This is a genomic window from Arthrobacter cupressi (assembly GCF_900099975.1).
GTDB lineage: Bacteria > Actinomycetota > Actinomycetes > Actinomycetales > Micrococcaceae > Arthrobacter > Arthrobacter cupressi.
The window spans coordinates 419,416-440,709 of record NZ_FNEI01000001.1; the positions used below are offsets into that span (position 1 = coordinate 419,416).

General features: G+C 67.6%; 12 protein-coding genes. 11 read left to right on the forward strand and 1 reads right to left on the reverse strand.

Annotated elements, in window-relative coordinates; genetic code table 11:
* The first annotated feature begins 11 nt into the window (after positions 1–11).
* From pth to BLP88_RS01940, 11 genes are all read left to right on the forward strand, one after another.
* Positions 12–596, forward strand: a complete 585-nt coding sequence (gene pth, locus BLP88_RS01890; protein ID WP_074586420.1) for an aminoacyl-tRNA hydrolase — start codon at positions 12–14, stop codon at positions 594–596.
* 148 nt (positions 597–744) lie between these two features.
* A complete protein-coding gene (locus tag BLP88_RS01895; protein ID WP_074586421.1) occupies positions 745–3,486 on the forward strand; it encodes a helix-turn-helix transcriptional regulator in 2,742 nt (913 codons plus the stop codon).
* Complete coding sequence (locus BLP88_RS01900; RefSeq protein WP_074586636.1) at positions 3,473–6,181, forward strand: AAA family ATPase; 2,709 nt, start codon at positions 3,473–3,475, stop codon at positions 6,179–6,181. The genes BLP88_RS01895 and BLP88_RS01900 overlap by 14 nt, the downstream gene beginning before the upstream one ends.
* A 538-nt stretch (positions 6,182–6,719) precedes the next feature.
* Positions 6,720–8,291, forward strand: coding sequence for a sugar transferase (locus BLP88_RS01905; protein WP_139163268.1), 1,572 nt, complete (start codon positions 6,720–6,722; stop codon positions 8,289–8,291).
* 33 nt (positions 8,292–8,324) lie between these two features.
* Positions 8,325–8,780 (forward strand): FAD synthase family protein, encoded by a 456-nt coding sequence (locus BLP88_RS01910; RefSeq protein WP_074586422.1) that lies wholly within the window; start codon positions 8,325–8,327, stop codon positions 8,778–8,780.
* Positions 8,777–9,979, forward strand: coding sequence for a DUF1972 domain-containing protein (locus BLP88_RS01915; protein ID WP_074586423.1), 1,203 nt, complete (start codon positions 8,777–8,779; stop codon positions 9,977–9,979). The genes BLP88_RS01910 and BLP88_RS01915 overlap by 4 nt, the downstream gene beginning before the upstream one ends.
* Positions 9,976–10,797: a CDP-alcohol phosphatidyltransferase family protein gene (locus BLP88_RS01920; protein ID WP_074586424.1), complete on the forward strand. Its 822-nt coding sequence runs from the start codon at positions 9,976–9,978 to the stop codon at positions 10,795–10,797. The genes BLP88_RS01915 and BLP88_RS01920 overlap by 4 nt, the downstream gene beginning before the upstream one ends.
* A complete protein-coding gene (locus BLP88_RS01925; protein WP_074586425.1) occupies positions 10,794–11,567 on the forward strand; it encodes a hypothetical protein in 774 nt (257 codons plus the stop codon). The genes BLP88_RS01920 and BLP88_RS01925 overlap by 4 nt, the downstream gene beginning before the upstream one ends.
* On the forward strand, positions 11,564–12,529 hold the full coding sequence (locus BLP88_RS01930) for a hypothetical protein (protein WP_074586426.1): 966 nt from the start codon (positions 11,564–11,566) through the stop codon (positions 12,527–12,529). Before BLP88_RS01925 ends, BLP88_RS01930 begins: the two co-directional genes overlap by 4 nt.
* Positions 12,519–16,991 (forward strand): PKD domain-containing protein, encoded by a 4,473-nt coding sequence (locus BLP88_RS01935; RefSeq protein WP_084110702.1) that lies wholly within the window; start codon positions 12,519–12,521, stop codon positions 16,989–16,991. The genes BLP88_RS01930 and BLP88_RS01935 overlap by 11 nt, the downstream gene beginning before the upstream one ends.
* A gap of 160 nt (positions 16,992–17,151) precedes the next feature.
* Positions 17,152–19,944, forward strand: a complete 2,793-nt coding sequence (locus BLP88_RS01940) for a PKD domain-containing protein (RefSeq protein WP_074586427.1) — start codon at positions 17,152–17,154, stop codon at positions 19,942–19,944.
* An 84-nt stretch (positions 19,945–20,028) separates the two neighbouring features.
* On the opposite strand, the gene BLP88_RS01945 is transcribed toward BLP88_RS01940, so the two are convergent.
* Positions 20,029–21,063 (reverse strand): right-handed parallel beta-helix repeat-containing protein, encoded by a 1,035-nt coding sequence (locus BLP88_RS01945; protein ID WP_074586428.1) that lies wholly within the window; start codon positions 21,061–21,063, stop codon positions 20,029–20,031.
* Positions 21,064–21,294 lie beyond the last annotated feature (231 nt).

Consider the following 21,294-nt stretch of genomic DNA (forward strand, 5'->3'; position numbering starts at 1 on the left):
AGGATGAGTCCATGACAGAAACCTGGTTGGTCGTCGGCCTCGGCAACCCCGGCACCCAATACAGCAGCAACAGGCACAACGTGGGCCAGATGGTCCTCGACGAGCTCGCTTCCCGGATCGGGGGAGGCTTCAAGACCCACAAAGCCCGCGCCCAGGTGCTCGAAGGGCGGATCGGGATCGGCGGGCCCAAGCTCGTGCTCGCCAAGCCGATGTGCTACATGAACGTCTCCGGCGGCCCGGTCTCGGCGCTGACCAAGTTCTTCGGGATCGAAGCCGATCACGTCATCGCCGTCCACGATGAAATCGACATTCCCTTTAACACCGTCAAGCTCAAGATCGGTGGCGGCGAAGGCGGCCACAACGGCCTGCGCGACATCTCCAAGGCCCTTGCCACGAAGGACTACCTCCGGGTCCGGGTCGGGGTCGGCCGGCCGCCGGGCAGGATGGACACCGCTGACTTCGTGCTGCGCGATTTCGCCACCGCGGAGAAGAAGGAACTGCCGTTCCTCCTCGATGAGGCAGCGGACGCCGTCGAGATGCTGGTTTCGAGCGGGCTACTGGCGGCCCAGCAGAAGTTCCACCCGGCCAAGAACTGATTTCCGGCACCGGAACTACTCGCTCTACTCGTTCTGTCAGTGCCTCCTTCCAGACTCTACTTACTTGGAAAAGGAGGTAGTACGCTACTCGTTAAGTGGCGTCCGGGCACCGTTCGGCCCCCGCCACCTGACATTGAAGGACAGATAGATGTCAAGGGAGATGCAGCGCTGGGGCGATGCTTCGAAGGCATTCGACCCTGGCAAGAAGGATGCCGGGACGGGCAGCCACATGCAGTGGTCCGTCGCGGCGCGGGGGCGCGAGATGGCGCGGGTCAAGGACGCCCTTGGCCGGCCTGAGGTACTCGGCGTTGTGATCACGGGCGCCCAGGGCGTGGGAAAGAGCTCCATGGGCCGCCTGGTGGTTTCGTCACTCGACAACGACCCCTACGTCATCCACTTGCGGAGCGCCTCCACGGGAGAAGGCGCTCCGTACAGCTGTTTTAGCTTCATGCTCGCCAGGCTGCCGCAGAAATACCTGGCGTCGCCCACCGGAATCCTGCAGGGAATCACCTCGCTCATCCGGGAGGACGCCGGCGGACGCGACGTCATCCTGGTCCTGGACAACCCCGGCGGAACCGATGAAATGAGTACCGGTGTACTCATGAACATCCTGCTGACAGGTGCAGCCCGGATCATCGCCATCGCCCAGCAGCCCAGCGACCTGCCCGTGGACTTCCACTGGTTCCTGCAGGAAGGCCGGCTGGCGGAGGTCCAGCTCGAGACCCTGGGCCATGAACAAACCGCCGAAGTCCTCGCCACCATGCTCGGCCACAGGATGACCGCCGCCCTCGTCAGCCGCCTGCATACCGCCTCCGGCGGCAACCCGCTCCTGCTGGAGTCGCTTGTCGCCGAGCAGCGCGCGGCCGGCAACCTGGTGCTGCTGAATTCGGTCTGGACCCTGCGCGGCGACCTCATGGTGGAAAGCGCCCACGGCCTGGAAGAAGTCGTCAGGGCACGGTGGGCCAAAGAAAGCCCCGAAGCCCGCGAGATCGTCGAAATGCTGGCCTGCGCGCGCCAGGTGCCGCTTGGCCGGCTCGCGGCAGTTTACGACGCCAAGATCCTGGCCGACATGGAGGATTCCGGGCTCCTCGCCGTGGATGACACCCCGGAACGCTGGACGTCCCTGCGGCAGCAGTATGTGGCCGATATTGTGCGGTCGTGGTTGACAGTGCCCCGCCGCAGGCAGCTGCGGGCAACCCTGCTGGACGGGCGCGAACCCGATGCGGCCGATATGTCCGAACAGGAAGTCCTCAGCTATGCTGCCCTGTCCCAGGACGCCCAGGTGCCCCTCAGCCCTTCCCACGCCCTGGCGGCCGCCGGCGCGGCCGTCCGCCATTTCGACCCCATCTTTGCCCTGGACTGCGCCGAAGGAATCCGCCGGGACGATCCCCAGTGGGTGGCCGGGCAATGCCGGAAGGCCGAGGCCCTGATCCTGATGGCCGAATACGACAAGGCCCTCACGGTGGTCGAGGACGTCGCCCCGGAACAGATCGATGCTTTGCCCGCCCGCGGGCTGGCTGCGTACTTCGCCGCCCGCGGAAACGCCATGCGCTGGGCGCACGGCGGGGCAGAGGAGGCAGCGGCCGTCATGAAGGAAGCACGGGAACGCCTGGCCGCGATCCGGGACCGTGCGTCCGATGGCCCGGCCGTCCAGGAGGAACTCGCAGCGGCCGAACGCCGGCTGGACTTGGAGGAATTCGTCCACGCCGCCTACCTCGGAAACTACAAGGACGTCATCGAGGCCCTGGAAACCGCCTCGGCGGACCAGGACCCATCCCACCTTGAGCACAGCCTGGCCTGCGCGGTCATCCTCATCGAGGCCTACTCAGTCACGGGGCGGGAAACGGATGCGCTGCGGCTGGTCGACTTCGTCGGCCAGCGGATGGAGGCCCTTCCCGAAACGCACGGGCTGCGCAACTACTTCCGCCTGACGGCCTTCTGCGCGAACCTGCTGGCGGGCCAGTGGCGCAGTTGCCTTCGCATGCTGGGCTCCGGGCCCCTCGCGTCGCCGTCGGAACTGCAGTACCGGGGCGCGGCATTGGAACTCGCCGTCGGACTGGCGAATCTCTTCGCCGGCCGCGGAGCCAAAGCCCTGGATTTCCTGCTTCCCGCAGTTGCCCAGCTGGAGCACCGCTCCGTGATGGGACTGCTGCAGCTTGCCTATGCGGCCACCGCCTTCGCGTACGCCCAGCTGGGTGACTCGCCGAATGCTTACAGCTACCTGGCGATGGAGAACGACGCCGGAAAGTCCGGATCGTTCCTGTCGGACCGGGGCCGGGAGTTCTGCTCCGACATGGCAAGGCGCTGGCTGGGCGAACCCGAAGCCCGGGAGCGGCTGATCACCGCGGCCCGTGAGGATCTCGCCCATGGCCGCTACACCACCGCCGGACTGAACGTGGTGGGCGCAACAGTCAACGGCCGGGACGAAGACTTCCGGTTGATGGAGGAAATCGCCGGGCACAGGCAAGGCCCGCTCGCGCGGCTGTCGGCCCTGCTGGCGAAGGGCTGCCTGGCCCACAGCCCCCGGATCATGATGGAAGCCGCGGACCTCGCCGTGAGCCTGGAACTGGATGCGATGGAGGCGCGTTGCGTCGCCCTCGCCCTGGACTACTCCCGGTCCGTTTCAGACCACACCACGCTGCGCCAGGCACAGGCCAGGCTGGACAGGCTTTCCCAGCTGCTGGTTGAACTGCCTGTCGTACCGCAGGGCAATGCGCCCCTGCTCACCGAACGGGAGCGGCAGATTGCCAGGATGGCCGGCCACGGTGTGTCCAACCGGGACATCGCCAAGGACATCGGAGTCTCCGTCCGTACCGTTGAAGGCCATCTCTACCAGGTTTTTGCCAAGCTGAGTGTGTCCTCGCGACGTGATCTGCTTGGCCTCATTTAACAGGAGCAGCGAAGGCCCGGGCGGCCTCGCCGACGTCAACCCGGTACGGACCCGGCCCCTCGTCGGCCGGGCCCACGAACTTGACCTGGCAACCCAGGCCCTGCGCAGCGGGTCCACCGCGGCGGTGCTCCTCGTAGCCGAGGCCGGGGCAGGGAAGTCCACCCTGGCCGAGGCGATCGCCGCGGCGTTGTCCGAAGAATTCATCGTCATGCGGGTACATGGCAGCCCGTCCCTGTCCAACGTTCCCTACGGCGTGCTGGCGCCCTACCTCGTGGACCTTCCGGAAGATCCAACGAGCTCCCACATTGCCATCCTCCGCGCGTTCTGGGCGCAGTTCGAACGCCTCCGCGAAGGCCGCAAGCAGCCGCTGCTCCTGCTGGTGGACGACGCCCACGAACTGGACGAGGCCACCGCGAACGTGATCGTGGACCTGATCACAGCGAACTGGGCGAAAGTGGTGGCCTCGGCGCGCCCCCGCCCGGGCCTGCCGGCCCCCATGATGCAGCTTTGGTACGACAGCATGGCCGAACGCATCGACCTGGGGCACTTGGGGCGGGACGACGTCGGCGAAGTCTGCGAGAACCTGCTCGGCGCGCCCGTCCTGGCCAGCACGGTCCAGTTCCTGTGGGCGGCCTGCGAAGGAAACCCGTTGCTGCTTACCTGCCTTGTGGAGGACGCCCGCGCGGCCGGGATCCTGGCCAAGCGCAACGGGGTCTGGATCCTGAACGGCGCACTCGCAACCGACGGCCCGGCCCTGACCGGATTCGTGCGGAACCAGCTGCTGCGCAGAACGCCCCAGGAACGGGACGCCCTGACGATGATCGCCCTCGCCGAACCCGTCAGCATGGAGGCGCTGGAGGAGGACTTCGGGGTCGACCTGCTGCAGAACCTCGTGGAGAACCAGCTCCTGGCCGCCTCGGGCGGGGGAGACATGCTCCGGCTCCGGCACCCCATCTACGCCGAAGCCATCCGGAGCATGGTCTCGGCGTCCCGGAGCCTGCAACTGCACCAGCAATTGGCTTGGCGCCTGGAACAACACCCGAGCTCGGACGCGGCACTGCTGCGGCGGGTGACCTGGTCCCTGGAATCCGGCGTGAAGGTTCCGGAGCGGCAGCTGCTCCGGGCCTCGGTGCACGCGGCCCGGACGTTCCAGAACGATGCCGCGATCTCCCTCGCCACGCTGCTGGCGGAAGGCCCGGCCAGGGCCCACGCCCAGTTGGCCGCCTCCCGGGCGCACTTCAATGCCGGCCGCTATGCCGAAGCGGGCAAGGCCTATGCCGAAGCAGCCAAGGCCCTCTCGGAACCGGTCCGCGCCCCGGAGAACGGCAAGTCCAGCAGGCGGAAGTGGACCGGGGGCGCCGCGCTGCTGCATTCCCTGTTGGACCACGTCCTGGAATCAAGCAACGGCACCGGCAAGGGTTCCGGCCTGGCGCCGCAGGAGCGGGAGGCCGGGGAGGTGATGGCGAAGCTGCTGTCCCTGGACCTCGCCGGGGATTTCGAGGGCCTGGCGGGCCTGCTTGAAGCCCCCGAAACCGCCGCGGCGGTGCCCGACGACGGCGGCCCGGCACGGGCCTTCCTGCTCGCCCTGCGTGCCGATGTCCTGCGTGCCGGCGGTGATCCGGTACAGGCCCACGGCCTCGCGCAACAGGCTGCAGCCTACGCGGACATGGATCCGGAGGAACTGTTCTTCTATCCCGAGTTCGTGCTGTACCGGAAGGTCGCGGCGGCCCTGGACGCCGGCGACTGGCTCGGCGCGGAGGAGTACCTGGCCGCCTACGAGGCGGAGTCCGGTGCCGGGCTGATGACGTTCGGCGGCACCGTCCAATATTTCCGGGGATTGTCCCGGCTCCGCCAGGGGCACCACGGCGAAGCATTCAAGGTGCTGCGTCCCGCCGTCGAGATGCTTCGGCTGAATGACCCGCAGCAACTCCTTGAGCCGGCAACCGCGATGGCAGCCTACGCCGGCGTCCGCTCCGGTGAGACGGGCAGCGCGCGGGCCATGCTCGAAGGCTTCGGCGACCCGGCCAGGGGCGGGAGCGGCCCGGACGCCCTCCTCGCCCCGGTCTTCGCCGCTGCCGCGAAGGAAGCCCTGGACCGTGACGGCGCGGGAATCCAAAGCCTCCAGAACCTCGTGGTGGGGGAGTGCGGAAGGCTGCCGGCCGGCGTCGAACTCCAGGCATTGTCCCTGTGGCTGGAACTTGGCAGCGCGGCCGCCGCGCAGCGCACCGTGGAACACGGCGGCACGATGAGCGGCGCGTGGGCATCGGCCTGGACCCGCTTCGCCACGGCCCGCGGAAGCAAGGACGTGCGGACTGTGCTGTCCTCCGGGGATTACCTGCGGGCGCTTGGCCAGATGCGGCTCGCCCGCGACTGCTACTCGCTGGCCTTGTCCCTGTCCGAAAGCAGCGGGGACCGGGCGGCGGCGAGGCAGGCGGCGGCCGGCAAGGAAGCGTGTGACCACGCCCTGGGGGAGAAGAAGAGCACGCCCGCGGCGGAGGCGCCCAACCCGGGTACCGTCCAGCTGACGCGCCGCGAGCGGGACATCATCGCCCTGGCGGCATCGGGCCTGAGCGACCGGCAGATCGCGGACAAGCTGATGGTGTCCGTGCGCACTGTGGAGGGCCACTTGTACCGCAGCTACGCCAAGCTGGGCATCCGGAGCCGCGAGGAACTGTCCGCGGCAGGCAACCTCTAGCCAGATACTCAGCCTCCCTGAGACCTGAACTGAGTACTTGCAGAGCACCCGAGTGGTTATTCAAGTGAATTGACTAATTGGAGCGAGTACAGCCAAGTAATGCTCCTTCCATCCCGCCCTGAACTGAGTACCTGAGCCACATTCCGGGTGCCGCAGGCCCTTCGAAGTCGAGTAGTGGCTACGGATGTGCCGGGCCGCGCCAAACGGTTGACTGAATTCCAGCCACTGGAAAACAGCCAAAGGGTCTCACGATGCGCCAGCTACCAGCTCGACTCGACGATCATGTGTCGCCGAACACCGTGCTGGAAGCATTGGCGCTCCCAGGGGTTACGCACCGGAGTTTGCGGTGCGCTGACGATGGGGGGCAGCCGGCCGGAGTGTCCGGCCGGGTGTCCGGTTCATCGTATACTTCCGGTTTTCACTGGCGCCGCCGGCCTGGGTCTGGCGGCACCCCAAAGACGGAGCCGGCGGCGTTAGAGTCTTCTGAGACCAAGGCTCTACCCCCAGCCGCCGCCGGCTCCCTGAACTTGGTCTCGGCATGAGCGCTATCGACGACTTCCACGCGCGCACCGTTAGCCACTCCGCCTACTGGCGGCAGAGCGGCGCTGCGTCCCTGAGGGGGCACCTCCCCAACCGGATGTCATGGGATCCTGCGCTCCTCGCACCGGCGTCATCCGCGGATTCCGGGACGCCCTGGGCCAAGCGGTACCGCCGTTTCCTGCGCATCACCGACATCGCGATCGTGCTGCTCACGGTGGTGGCCGCCTACACGTTGCGCTTCGAGCCGGCCGATGCCCTGAACTCGGCACCGGATGCCTCCTACCTGATCGTCAGCGCGGTGATCCTGGTGCTCTGGGTGCTCGCCCTGGAGGTCTACCACACCCGTGACGACACGGTGCTGGGCATCGGCTCGGACGAATACAAGCGGGTGCTCGATGCCACCATCAGGGTTTTTGGCGGGATGGCGATCCTGATGATCGTGCTGGACGTGGACGTGGTCCGCAGCTATTTCGCGATTGCGATGCCCGCGGGCGCGTTCCTCCTTGTGCTCAGCCGCTGGCAATGGCGCGCGTGGCTGAGCCGGCAGCGGCACTTCGGCCACTACTTGTCCAAGGTCCTGGTGGTCGGTGAGCGCGGCGACGTGGAATACGTGATCCGGCAGTTCGGCAAAGTCTCCGGAGCCGCCTACGAGGTGGTGGGCGCGGCCCTCCCGGCGCCCGAGGCGGACAGCCGCCTCCAGCTTTCCGACAGGAACATCCCGGTCATGTGCGGGCTCGACGCCGAGGAAGTCGCCGCAACCGCCCAGCGCACCGGAGTGAACTCAGTGGTGGTGGCAGGCTCCCTGCCCGGGGGTACGAAGGCCATCCGGGAGCTGGCCTGGACTCTCGAATGCACCGACGCCGGGCTTGCCCTGGCCTCGAGCCTGACCAACGTTGCCGGGCCGCGGATCCACTGGCGGCCGGTGGAGGGGCTTCCGCTCATGCACGTGGAGCTTCCCCAGTTCACCGGCGGCAAGCATGTGCTCAAGCGGGCCGTGGACATCATGGTCGCCGGGCTGGCGCTGCTGCTGCTGTTTCCCCTCTTCGCGGTGCTCGCCCTGATTGTGATGCGTGACGGCCCTGGCCCCGTGTTCTTCAAGCAGGAAAGGGTGGGCCGCAACAGCGAGCGGTTCCTCATGTACAAGTTCCGCTCGATGGTGGCTACCGCCGAAGAGGACCTGGCCGGCCTGGCGGACCAGAACGAAGGTGCGGGACCGCTGTTCAAGATCAAAGAAGATCCACGGATCACCCGCTCCGGGCGCTGGCTGCGCAAGTACTCCCTCGACGAACTGCCGCAGCTTCTCAACGTGCTGCGCGGCGAAATGAGCCTGGTAGGGCCGCGACCCCCGCTGCCCCGCGAGGTGGACGGTTATGAAACCCACGCCCGACGGCGGCTCCTGATCAAACCGGGCATGACAGGCCTGTGGCAGATCAACGGGCGTTCGAACCTGGACTGGGACGAATCCGTCCGCCTCGATCTCTACTACGTCGAAAATTGGTCGCTGACCGGCGACATCATGATCCTTTGGCGGACGGCCAAGGTGGTCCTGAAACCGGTTGGTGCCTATTAGCGGGACTGCCGCACCGGAAGGGGTGTTTGCGTCATGAGTCTCAGAATCGGATATGCGCCCGGCGCCTTCGATCTATTCCACGTGGGCCACCTGAACATCCTCAAGCACGCCAAGAGCCGCTGCGACTACCTGATTGCCGGCGTTGTGTCCGACGAAATGCTGGAACTGGTCCGCGGCCGGGCCGCCGTGGTTCCACTCGCCGAACGGATCGAGATCGTACGGAACATCGGTTACGTGGATATGGCTTACGCCGAAACAGTGCCGGACAAGCTCCAAGTCTGGGAACAACTGCATTTCAACCTGTTCTTCAAGGGCGACGACTGGAAGGGGACGCCCGAAGGCATGCGGCTGGAGGAAGCCTTCGGAAAAGTGGGCGTCGAGGTGGTGTACTTCCCCTACACCGTGCACACCTCCAGCTCCGCCCTGCGTGCCGCCTTGGAACTGATCGGGGATCAACAGGACTTCCGCCACACAGGGAGCCGGCCATGATGCGGATCGCCATGCTGGGAACCCGCGGCGTTCCCGCCCGGTACGGCGGCTTCGAAACGGCCATCGAGGAGATCGGCCGGCGGCTGGCTGCACGCGGACACGAGGTCACCGTGTACTGCCGGCACAGCAACGGCAGCCAGGAGGCGGACCTGGGCGAGTACCTGGGCATGAAGCTGGTTTTCCTGCCGGCACTGCGCAAGCGGGCCCTGGAAACCCTGAGCCATAGCGGTCTTTCCGTCGCGCACCTGATGGCGCAGCAGCTGCACCGGCGCAGCGACGCCGCGATCGTCTTCAACGCCGCCAACGCCCCTTTCCTGCCGCTGATCCGCGCCGCCGGCATCCCGGTGGCCACCCACGTGGACGGGCTCGAATGGAAACGCGCCAAGTGGGGTCCCGCGGGGCAGAAGTACTACCTGCGGATGGAAGCGCTCGCGGTCCGCTGTTCGGACCTGCTGATCGCCGACGCGATCGGCATCCAGGACTACTACAGGGAAAAGTTCGACGCCGACACCGTGTACCTGGCGTACGGCGCCCCGATCCAGTCCAGGGGAGAGTCCGCGAAGCTGGCCGGGCTGGGCCTGGAACGGCACGGGTACCACCTGGTGGTGGCGCGCTTCGAACCCGAAAACCACGTGCACCTGATCGTGGACGGCTACGTTCGCAGTGCCGCGAAGACACCCCTGGTAGTGGTGGGATCGGCGCCATATTCGGACGAGTACACCCGGTCGGTCCATGCCCTGGGCGACGAGCGCGTGCGTTTTGTCGGCGGTGTGTGGGACCAGGACCTCCTGGACCAGCTCTACGCCAACGCGCGGATCTACTGGCACGGGCACTCAGTGGGCGGGACCAACCCGTCCCTGCTGCGCGCGATCGGATCCGGCACGGCGACCAACGCCTTCGACGTCGGCTTCAACCGCGAGGTGCTTTCCACCGCCGGGCGCTACTTCAGCAGCCCCGACGAGGTGTCCGCGCTGGCCGACGACGCCGAAAGCGGGGAAGGGCTCGCCGAACGCGGCAGGCTCGCCCGGGCCTTCGCCCGCCGCTACGACTGGGACCAGGTGGCAGACGGCTACGAGCAGCTGTGCCTGGACCTCGCCGCCAAACGCGGCAGCGCCAAACGCGGCGCGGGACGGCAGGTCAAGCAGCAAACAAGCAAACAGGGTTCCAGCAAGCACGGAACAGCGAGGGTGGTGCGGTGAGCGTCAGGGCGGCCTTCAATGCCGGGGGATTCCCGGCGTACCGAAGCGCACTCGTCCAACTGGGCGGCGCGCAGAAGAAGGCTGCGCGCAGCGCACCGGCCTACTCGCGTTACGTCAACCGGCGGCTCGGACGCTACCTCGCGGCCCTGTCCTTTGCGGCCGGCCTTTCGCCAAACGCCGTGACCGGGATCAGCGCCGTGTTCACCTTCGCGGGGATCGCGCTGCTCATGCTCTTCCCGCCGTCGCTGTGGCTCGGCGTGGCCGTGGCCCTCCTCCTGGCCACCGGCTACGCCCTGGATTCCGCCGATGGGCAGCTGGCCCGGCTGACGCGGACCGGTTCCCCGGCAGGGGAATGGCTTGACCACATCGTGGACGCGGTCAAGACCTCCCTGCTCCCGCTCGCCCTCGCGGTGGGCCTCTACCGCTTCGACGCCGTTCCGAAGCTCATGCTGCTGGTGCCCCTGCTCGCGGCATTGGTGTGCGCGGTCCTGTTCTTCAGCATGATGCTGACGGAACAACTGCGCCGGCAACGCGGCGTCGAATCATCGGCCGACGATTCCCGCCGGCCCTCCTGGGTGCGCTCCGTGCTGGTGGTGCCCATGGACTACGGATTGTTGTGCTGGGTCTTTGTGCTCTACGGGGCAGTGCCGGTGTTCATGACTGTGTACACCGTGATTCTTGCGGCGACGGCGGCCTTCCTGGTCTTGGCGTCGGTCAAATGGTTCCGGGAGCTCTCAGTGCTCCCCGACGCGCCGCGCGGCAGACACCTCCGGGAAAGTGGCCCGGAAACTCCATCGGATGCTGGGGGTCAGCAATGAAGAATTCCTCACGTTCCGGGCCGGCGCCCGGAAGCGGCGCAGCCCGCCGCGCCGGGCCTCGGCTGCGCGCGGCACTCCTGGTCGCCGCGCTCGCACTTCCCGGTGCCGGCCTCGTCGTCTGGGCAGCCACCCAGTCCGGCATGCCCGGCGGAACGCCGCAGGGCAGCCAGGGGGCGCCGTCCGCGGCAACCGTCCCCGGCGGAACAGGAAGCACGACGCCGGGCGGCACCGCGACTACGGCGGCACCGCCGTCGGGAACTGAATCACCGGCCCCGGCACCCACCGCGAAGGCGACCACCCCCGAAAAGGACCCCGCCCCGGTGGACCGCAAGGGCAAGACGGAGCAGGAACTGGCCACGATCGCCCAGCCCGTGGCGCCCGCGGTGCCGCTGACGGCGAAGAAGACCGTCAAGAGCGGAATCACCGCGACCATCACGGAACTGCAGGCTGTGGACGGGGAAGCCAGGGGCATCGGCGAGATCGCAGGGCCGGCCATCCGCTTCAAAGTCACGGTCGTCAACGGCACCACGGCCGCGGTGAAGCTCGGCACAGCGCTCGTCACCGTCACCTACGGCAACGACGAAACCCCGGCCAGCTCGCTGAGCGGCCCCGGAGCCACGGAGTTCCCACTGACGGTCGCCGCCGGGGCAAGCGCCTCCAGCACGCTGGTGTTCGGGGTGCCCAAGGACCAGCGGGCCGACGTCCGGATCTATTTCAGCCTCGACGCGCTCACCCCGATCGCAGCGTTTGAAGGGCAGGCCCCGCAATGACCGGCACCATCACCGGGCCGGCACAACGCGGACCGGCCCACCTCCCAGAACCCGCGCGCAAGGTTGCCCGCCGGGTCCGCAAGGCGTCCAAGCGCTTCGGCGCCCACACCGGGCTGGCCATGCTGCGGCTGCGCAACCTCCTGGTGCGCAGCAGCGCCACCGGCACCGCCGACGTCGTGGTGTCCATGACCACCTACGGGGAACGCATCCGCACGGTTGCCGTGGCCCTGGAGTCGATCGCCCGCGGCGAAATCAGGCCCCGGCGGATAATCCTCTGGCTGGACGACCCCCGGCTGATGGACACCGAACCGGCAGCCCTGCGCCGGCTTCGCCGCCGCGGCGTGGAAGTCCGGCTCAGCAGCAACTACGGTCCCCACACCAAATACTTCCCGTACGTCTCGGCACCGGAGCTGGAGGGCTACCCGCTGGTGACCGCCGACGACGACATCATCTACCCGGCCAACTGGCTCCGGGTCCTGTATGAGGCCAACCTGGCCCACCCGGACATGATCCACGGGCACTGGGTGAGCACCATCGGAGTCAACAACGGCAGCATCACCCACTACGAAGCCTGGGGGCGGCGGCGGGACACCCGGCCGGCCTTCAACAACTTCGCGCTCGGGGTCTCCGGGGTCATCTACCCGCCGGCCATGCTGCGGGAACTGCGCCACCGGGGAACGCTCTTCATGGACGTCTGCCCCGGCGCGGACGATATCTGGCTGCACTGGGTGGCCCTGCGCGCCGGGATCCCAATACGCCAGGTGGACAGGATCCCACGGCACTTCCCGATGATCCCCGGCAGCCAGTTCACACCGTTGAACGAACTCAACGTGGACCAGCACCGCAACGACCACTGGATCCGCGGACTGTATTCGACTGCAGACATAGACGTCCTGGCTGCGGGTCAGGAAAAAAAGACCACTACCGCAAATCTCTGGGATGGGGAAAACGATGCGCACTAAGAATCACCCGGATGGCACCGGCTTCTGGCCGCGGAGCAGGAACTTCCGGAAAGCGTTCCTGGCCGCCCTGCTCAGCACGGCGACGGCGGTATCGATAGCCGTGCTGGGAACTGTCCCTGCACGGGCGGACACCGCCCCCGTCAACCCCAACGACCCCGCGACTCCGGTGACGGTCGCCGCAGACGGCCTGCCTACCGCCCAGATCAACGGGGTCGCCTGGGCCCAGGTAATCATCGGCAACACCGTGTACGTGGGTGGCAACTTCACCGAAGCCAGGGCCTCTGGCGCCGCACCCGGCACCGGGGTGGCCCGCAGCAACCTGCTGGCTTACAACCTCACCACCGGCGTCCTGATCAACACCTTCGCGCCCACCACCAACGGCGAGGTCACTGCGCTGGCCGCTTCGCCCGACGGCTCCCGCCTCTACGTCGGCGGCTCCTTCACGAACGTGAACGGCTCCACCGTATGGCGGCTCGTGGCGCTGAATCCCAGCACCGGTGCCATCATCACCAGCTTCCTGCCCAAACCTTCGGCGTCGGTCCGCGCCATCGTCGCGACGGCGGACACGGTCTACTTCGGCGGCCTCTTCGACGCCGTCGGCTCGGTCAGCCGTGGCCGGCTCGCCGCGGTGACGGCAGCCAACGCCACCCTCCTGCCGTGGAACCCCATCGCGGCCGGCGGCCGGGTCAACGCCCTGGCCCTCGCGCCCGACGGTGCGAGCATGGTGGTGGGCGGCGCCTTCACCACCTTGAACGGCTCCTCCAACCCGGGCTTCGGCCTGGGCCGGGTGGATACCAACACTGGCCTGAACCAGGCGTTCCCCATCAACAACGTGGTCCGCAACGGCGGCACCACCGGCTCCATCACCACCCTGGCCACGGACGGCACCAACGTGTACGGGGCCGGTTACACCTTCGGCCGCGCCAGCACCCTGGAAGGCATGTTCTCGGTGAACTGGTCGGACAACACCACCAAGTGGATCGAGGACTGCCACGGTGACACCTACTCGATCACCCCGATGGGAGACGTCCTCTACCTTGCCGGACACGCCCACTACTGCGGCAACGCCGGCGGCTTCCCCCAAAAGCAGCCCTGGGAGTTCAACCGCGGCCTCGCCTTTAGCAAGGCGGCCACCGGCGTCCTGACCCAGGAAAGCCACGGCTACACGAACTTCGCGGGCACGCCCCGGCCGGAGCTGTTGAACTGGTTCCCGATCCTGGACGCCGGTTCCTTCACCGGGCAGGACCAGGGTCCCTGGACCATGGCGAGCAACGCGGACTACGTGGCGATGGCCGGAGAATTCACCATCGTCAACAACCAGCCCCAGCAGGGCCTGACCCGCTACGCAAAGAGCAGCATTGCGCCGAACCTCCGCGGGCCGCGGGTGGACGGCACCAACCTGAACCCCACCCTGTCCACCCCGGCGGCCGGCCAGGTGCGCGTGCGCTGGCAGGCCAACTGGGACCAGGACAACCAGAACCTGACCTACCAGGTGCTGCGGGACAGCAACGTCATCAGCACGGTCCAGCAGACCTCGACGTTCTGGGACCGCCCCGGCATGACCTTCCTGGACACCGGCCTCGTCCCCGGGCAGGAATACCGCTACCGGGTCTACACCCGCGATCCCTTCGGCAACGAGGCCCGCAGCGATTCGGTGACCATCACCGCCAGCGGTGACTCGCCGCCGTCGAGCGGCTATGCGGCATCCGTGCTGGCAGACAGCCCGTCCAACTTCTGGCGCCTCGGCGAGGCGACCGGCAGCACCGGCGTTGACCTGGCCGGCAAGGACGACCTCAAGCTCATGCCCGGCGTGACCTTCGGTGCCGCGGGCGCGGTGATCGGCGAGACCGACACCGCCGGCGCCTTCAACGGCACAACCTCCGGCGTGGCCTTCAACCCCACCCTGGCCAAGCGGCCCAACGTCTTCAGCACCGAAGCCTGGTTCCGCACCAACACCGGTAGCGGCGGCGAGATCATCGGCTACGGGAACTCGGAGAGCGGTGTGTCGGCCGACTACGACCGCGTGGTCTACATGTCCAATGTGGGCCGGCTCTACTTCGGCGTCCAACCGAATGGCGGCGCCCGGCAGACCATCAGCACGCTGGGCAGCTACAACAACAACCAGTGGCACCACGTGGTGGCCACCCTCGGAAGCAACGGCATGCAGCTGTTCGTGGACGGCGTGCTGCAGGCGAGCCGGACCGACGTCACCACCGCGTGGCCGATCGACGCCTACTGGCGGATCGGCGGCGACAACCTCGGCAACTGGACCCAACGTCCCAGCAGCCGCTACCTGAACGGCCAGATCGACGAGGTGGCCATCTACCCGACCGTGCTGCCGCTCTCGCGGGTGCAGGCGCACTACGTGGCGTCCGGGCGCACAGTGATCGCCCCGCCGGCACCGCCGGTGGCCCGGTTCACGTATACCACCGACGGGCTGACCGTGAATGTGGATGGCACCACCTCCTCGGACGCCAACGGGCCGATCAGCTCCTACGCCTGGAACTTTGGAGACGGCGGAACAGGCACAGGTGTGACGGCGCAGCACACGTACGCGGCCGGAGGCACCTACAACGTGCAGCTCACGGTCACGGACAACACCGGGTTCACCAACTCCGTAACCCACGCGGTGACCGTGACGGCGCCGCCGCCCAACCAACCGCCGGTCGCGGCCTTCACCTCGACGGTCACCAACCTCGCGGTCGCTTTCAACGGCTCCGGGTCCAACGACCCGGACGGCACCATCGCCTCCTACGCCTGGACCTTCGGCGACGGCGGCACGGCCGGCACGGTCTCGCCGAACCATTCCTATGCCGCGGCGGGCACCTACCCGGTGACCCTCACCGTCACCGATGACGACGGCGACACCGGCACCCTCACGCAGGACGTCACCGTGACGGAGCCGCCGGCCGACACGATCCTCGCTGCGGACGACTTCGGCCGGACTGCCACCGGGGCTTGGGGCAGCGCCGACACCGGCGGGGCCTGGACCATCGCCGGCGGCAACAGCAATTTCGCGGTCAACAATGGCAGCGGGGCCATGACGGTCGGCACCGCCGGCCAGAGCCGCAGCGCCCTGCTGAACTCCGTAACCACGGCTGACGTCGACGCGCGGGTGGAAGTGTCCGCGGACAAGGTCGCCAACGGCGGAGGCTACTTCGCCTCCCTGCTGGGCCGGCACGTGGGCAGTAACGACTACCGGGCCAAGGTCAAGGTAGCCAGCACCGGCGCCGTCTCGCTGTACCTCACCAGGGTGGTGGGCGGCGTGGAAACCACCATTGCCGGGCCGGTCAACATCGCCGGGCTGACCGCGGGGGCGAACGACCCGCTGGTCCTCCGGCTGAAGCTGGAAGGCATCAACAACACCGCCGTCAGCGGCAAGGTGTGGCGGGCAAGCGCCACTGAACCCGCGGCCTGGCAGCTCACCGCGAGCGACAATACTGACGCCCTGGAAGTTCCGGGCGGCGTGGGCCTGGTCAGCTACGTTTCCGGTTCCACGACGAATGTGCCGCTGGTGCTGCGCTACGACCGGCTGAACGCCACGGCCGGCGGCAACCCGACGCCCAACGTCGCGCCGGTGGCGGCCTTCACGTCCTCGGTCACCAACCTTTCGGCCTCGTTCAACGCCGGCGGTTCCTCGGACAACGACGGCAGCATCACCGGCTACGCCTGGACCTTCGGTGACTCGAGCACCGGAACCGGCCAGACGCCGTCGCACACTTACGCGGCGGCAGGCACCTACCAGGTGACACTGACCGTCACGGACGACGACGGCGCCACCAACGCGGTGACGCATCCGGTGACCGTGAACGACCCGCCGCCCGCCGCACCGCTGGCCGCCGACGCCTTCGGCCGGACAGTGTCCGGCGGCTGGGGCAGCGCGGACAGCGGCGGCGCCTGGACCATCGGCAGCGGTGCCACGAACTACAACGTGGCCGGCGGCGTCGGAACCATGCTGCTCGGGACGGCGGGTGCTTCCCGCTCAGCCAGCCTGAACGGGGTCAGCGCCCCGGACACGGATGTGCAGGTCAAGGCCTCCCTGGACAAGATCGGCGACGGCGGCGGCACGTTCGTGAGCATCACCGGCCGACGGGTGGGAACGGAGGACTACCGGGCCAAGCTGAAGATCGCGGCCAACGGTGCCACAACCCTCTACCTGACCAGGACGTCGGGCGGCACCGAAACCACCTTGGTGTCCGCCAACGTGGCGGGCCTCACCCTGGCCGCGGGCGACGCCGTGCAGATCAGGTTCCAGGTCACGGGGACAGGCCCCACCACCCTCCGCGCGAGGGTTTGGCGGGACGGCGCCGCGGAGCCGGCAAGCTGGAACCTGACGACGACCGACAGCACCGCCACACTGCAGGCAGCGGGCTCCACCGCGCTGATCGCCTACCTCTCCGGATCGGCTACAAATACGCCCGTGACAGTTCGCTTTGACGACTACCTCGTGCGTGTCCCGTGAGAGTAGCCTGAGGGGGACAGGTGTACGCAGGCAATAACAAATTCGCAGGCAATAATAACGAAGCCTCCGGCAGGGCATCCTGCCGGAGGGATACGTGAGCGGCTCAGCGCCCACTCCGCAGTCAGTATTGGGGGAGTGGATTTGGGGGAGGAACGCGCTGATGACCCCGGCGAAGCGGATGTTCCGCAGACTCATTGCATGTCTTGGACTGGCCGCCCTCTTCGGCGGCATCCTCACCGCGCCCGCCTTGGCGGACTCGGCGCCCGTGAACCCCAACGATCCCAAGACCCCCGTGACCGTGACGGCGGACAGCCTCCCCACGGCCCAGCACGACGGCGTCGCCTGGCAGGCCGTGACGGTGGGCAACACCGTGTACGTGGCCGGCAGGTTCAACAACGCCAGGCCCTACGGCGCGGCCGCCGGAACGCAACTCGTGGCACGCCGGAACATCCTGGCGTTCGACCTCGCCACTGGCGTCCTCAAATCCAACTTCGCGCCGAACCTGAACGGCCAGGCGCTCTCCATCGCCGCGTCACCGGACGGCTCGCGGATCTACGTGGGCGGCGACTTCACCACGGTCAACGGGGTGCAGCGGCTCCGGATCGCCGCGCTTGATCCCGATGACGGAAGCCTCATCTCTTCCTTCGCTCCCAAGGTCGCCGCCAGCGTGCGCGCGATCGTGGCCAGCAATTCCACGGTGTGGTTCGGCGGCACGTTCAACGCTGTGGGTTCCGTCGCAAGGAACCGCCTTGCTGCCGCCAGCGCCTCCACCGGCGCACTCCTGGCATGGAACCCCAGTGCCGACGATTCGCGCGTCAACGCCCTGGCCTTGTCACCCACGGCAGACCGTGTGGTGGTAGGTGGCGCCTTCACCACGCTGAACGGCTCCAACCGGCCCGGCTACGGGTTGGGCATGGTCAACTCCATGTCGGGCGCCACCCTTGCCATCCAGGTGAACGACGTGGTCCGCAACGCCGGCGACCAGTCGGCCATCCTGTCCCTCTCCACGGACGGCACGCAGTTCTACGGCACCGGCTACATCTTCGGCACCGGCGGCAACCTCGAAGGCGCCTTCGCCGCCAACTGGTCCGACGCCAGGATCAAGTGGATCGAGGACTGCCATGGCGATTCCTACAGCGCCTTCGCGAACAACACCGCCGTCTATGTGGCCGGGCACCCGCACTATTGCGGCAACCTGGGCGGCTTCCCGGAAACCAGTCCCCGCACCTGGCACCGGGCCGTTTCGTTCAGCCGCGCGGCTACCGGGTTCCTCACGCGGGACATTTATGGCTACCCCTCCTTCACGGGCCAGCCGGCGCCGTCGATGCTCAACTGGTTCCCGGACATGGACACCGGCACCGCCAGCGGCCAGAGCCAGGGGCCGTGGTATGTGACAGGCAACAACAGCTATGTGGTGATGGTGGGCGAATTCCGCAACGTCAACCAGAGCCCGCAGCAAGGCCTGTCCCGGTTTGCCGTCAAGGAGATTGCCCCGAACAACCAGGGCCCCAGGGTCTCCGGCTCCGCCTTCGTCCCCACGCTTAGCAGCCCCGGCGCAGGGCAGGTCCGCGTGCAGTGGCAGGCCAACTGGGACCGGGACAACTCGAACCTGACTTACACCGTGCTGCGCAACGGCAATCCCGTGTACAGCGTCTCCCAGCTGTCCACCTTCTGGCAGCGGCCCACCCTGGTCTTCAACGACTCCGGCCTGCAGGGCGGCACGCAAAACTACCGCATCCGGGTCGAAGATCCCTTCGGGAACACGGTCACGGGGGACACCAGGAGCATCACGATCACCGGCACCACGAATGACCCGCCGGTGGCGAGCTTCACCAGCAGCACCAGCCTGCTCACCGTCAGCGTGAACGCCTCCGCTTCCTCCGACCCGGACGGCAGCATCAGCAGCTATACCTGGGGATGGGGCGACGGGAGCACCAGCACCGGAGTCACCGCGCAGCACACCTATGCCGCGGCCGGCACCTACACGATCAACCTCACCGTGCGGGACAACAGCGGCGCCACGGACGTCGCCACGCGCTCGGTGACGGTGAGCGACGGCGCCAACCAGCCGCCGTCGGCCGTTTTCGCCGTCACGGCGAACCAGCTGAGCGTGACCGCCAACGCCTCCGGCAGTTCCGATCCGGACGGCACCATAGCGTCCTATGCATGGAACTTCGGCGACGGCGGCACCGGCAGCGGCGTAAGCGTCCAGCACGCCTACGCGGCGTCCGGTACCTACACGATCACCCTGACCGTCACGGACAACGACGGCGCCACCGACGTCGCTACGCAGACCGTCACCGTGGCGTCGGATCCGGGAGCGGCACTTGCCTCCGATGCCTTCGGCCGCACCGTGGCCTCGGGCTGGGGGACCGCCGACAGCGGCGGGACTTGGACCGTGGGGGGAACTGCGTCCTTCTACTCCGTGTCCGGCGGTGACGGACGGATGAACCTGGCGGCAAGCCGCGGGACGTCCGCCTACCTCGGCGGCGTGTTCAGCAGCGGCACCGACACCACCGTCACTGTGGCCCTGGACAGGATCGGCAACGGCGGCGGCACGTTCATGGGTGTGATCGCCCGCAAGGTGGGCACCGCCGAATACCGAGGCAAGATCAAGGTGGCTGCGGATGGGGCGGTCACGGTCCAACTGACCCGGCTCTCGGGGACCACCGAAACCACGATCGGACAGTTCGTCACCGCGCTGAGCGTGACGGCGGGCCAACAGCTGCAGCTGCGGGTCCAGGCCACCGGCACCTCGCCGACCACCTTGCGGGCCAAGGCCTGGCGCACGGGCACCGCCGAACCGGCCAACTGGCAGCTGAGCACCACGGACAACACCGTGGCGGCCCTGCAGGCTCGGGGGAATGTCGGCCTGTTGGCCTACCTGTCCGGCTCTGCGACGAATGCGCCCGTCAACGTGCTGTTCGATGATTTCGCGGTGCAGCCGCTGTAGCCCTGCCCGCGGGGCCCAAAACGCGGAGTGCCCCGCACCGCTTGAGGCGGTGACGGGGCACTCCGGTTGCGAAGCTGCTGCCGCTTAGCTGTCGAAGCGGATGCCGAGGTCGCGGCCTTCGGCGAGGTACACGTTGTTGTCTTCCCAACGGTTGATGTACAGGCCGGTGACCTTGCTCTTGGCACGGCTGATGATGCGGATGGGGTACTTGGAGCCATTGCCGTAGTCGTACTGGTTGCGGCCCAGGAAGTTGCGCTGCACCGTCACCACGATGTCCGCGTACTTGCTGCCAACGGCGATGTTGATGGACGTCTGGCCGTCATCCACCCAGTTGCGCTCCACGAGCACGTTGGCGAGCTTGGCGACGTTCTGCTGCAGCATGATGGTGCAGCCGCCGTGGGTGCCGCGCGGGCTGGGCGCACTGCCGGCACCGGTGACGATGGAGCCGACCACGGTGTTGCCGACGATCCGGATGTTCTGGCCGCCCTGGACCTGGATGCCGTCGTTGTGGGTGCCGTCGCTGTGGGCGGGGTCGTTGCTCCAGTAGGTGAGCTCGTTGATGTAGTTGCCTTCGATGACCACGTTGGCGTACACCGAGCCGCCCGGGCGGTTGAAGACGCCGATGCCGTCGTTGCTGCGCTTGATGCGGTTGCGGCGGGCGGTGAACTCGTGGCCCACGATGCCGTCACGGTAGTAGGACGGGCGGTCCGGGATGATGGTGCAGTCCTGGACGAGGAGGTTGTAGCAGTACGCGCTGTTGGCGTCCACGATTCCGGTGTTGGCGGACGGGATGTGCTTGCCGCCGCGGAGGCGGCAGTTGCGGATGACCACGTTGCGGGCCCGGACCTTGATGTCGCCGTAGATGTCCAGGTTTTCCAGGAGGGTGCCGTCCTTGGTGATGACCAAGTCGGCGTAGCTGGTGTTGTACGGGGTGAGGGCGGTGCCCGCGATGACGCCGGTATTCAGGCTGGTGGGCTTGTATGTGCCCGGGATGAGGTCCGAACGGCTTGCCGCCGAGGCGGGTGCAGCGACGGCGTAGCTCGCAGCAACGGCTCCCACGACACCTGCGGCGCCGAGACCGAGAGCTTTGCGGCGGGATAGTTCAGTGCTTGGCTTCAATGTTCATTCCTTGGTTGGGGTAGTGGGCGTCCTTCGGTACCGCGGCCCCCAGCGGCCGTGGAAAACCGGGACTGCCCATCGAAAAATGGAGCGCTAGCCGTTGCAGCGTATGGCGCTGCGATGGTCCTGGCGAGGCAATGCGAGCGTGTCGCATCGGCGGAATTCCCGGATGACCGCGGGGAGTGCTTCATGCACCCCGGGTGTCGGGACGAGACTCATGGAGCCGGTGTC

Coding starts and splice junctions, on each gene's coding strand:
- pth (WP_074586420.1), top strand. CDS start 12: ATGACAGAAACCTGGTTGGTCGTCGGCCTCGGCAACCCCGGCACCCAA.
- BLP88_RS01895 (WP_074586421.1), top strand. CDS start 745: ATGTCAAGGGAGATGCAGCGCTGGGGCGATGCTTCGAAGGCATTCGAC.
- BLP88_RS01905 (WP_139163268.1), top strand. CDS start 6,720: ATGAGCGCTATCGACGACTTCCACGCGCGCACCGTTAGCCACTCCGCC.
- BLP88_RS01910 (WP_074586422.1), top strand. CDS start 8,325: ATGAGTCTCAGAATCGGATATGCGCCCGGCGCCTTCGATCTATTCCAC.
- BLP88_RS01915 (WP_074586423.1), top strand. CDS start 8,777: ATGATGCGGATCGCCATGCTGGGAACCCGCGGCGTTCCCGCCCGGTAC.
- BLP88_RS01925 (WP_074586425.1), top strand. CDS start 10,794: ATGAAGAATTCCTCACGTTCCGGGCCGGCGCCCGGAAGCGGCGCAGCC.
- BLP88_RS01930 (WP_074586426.1), top strand. CDS start 11,564: ATGACCGGCACCATCACCGGGCCGGCACAACGCGGACCGGCCCACCTC.
- BLP88_RS01935 (WP_084110702.1), top strand. CDS start 12,519: ATGCGCACTAAGAATCACCCGGATGGCACCGGCTTCTGGCCGCGGAGC.
- BLP88_RS01940 (WP_074586427.1), top strand. CDS start 17,152: ATGACCCCGGCGAAGCGGATGTTCCGCAGACTCATTGCATGTCTTGGA.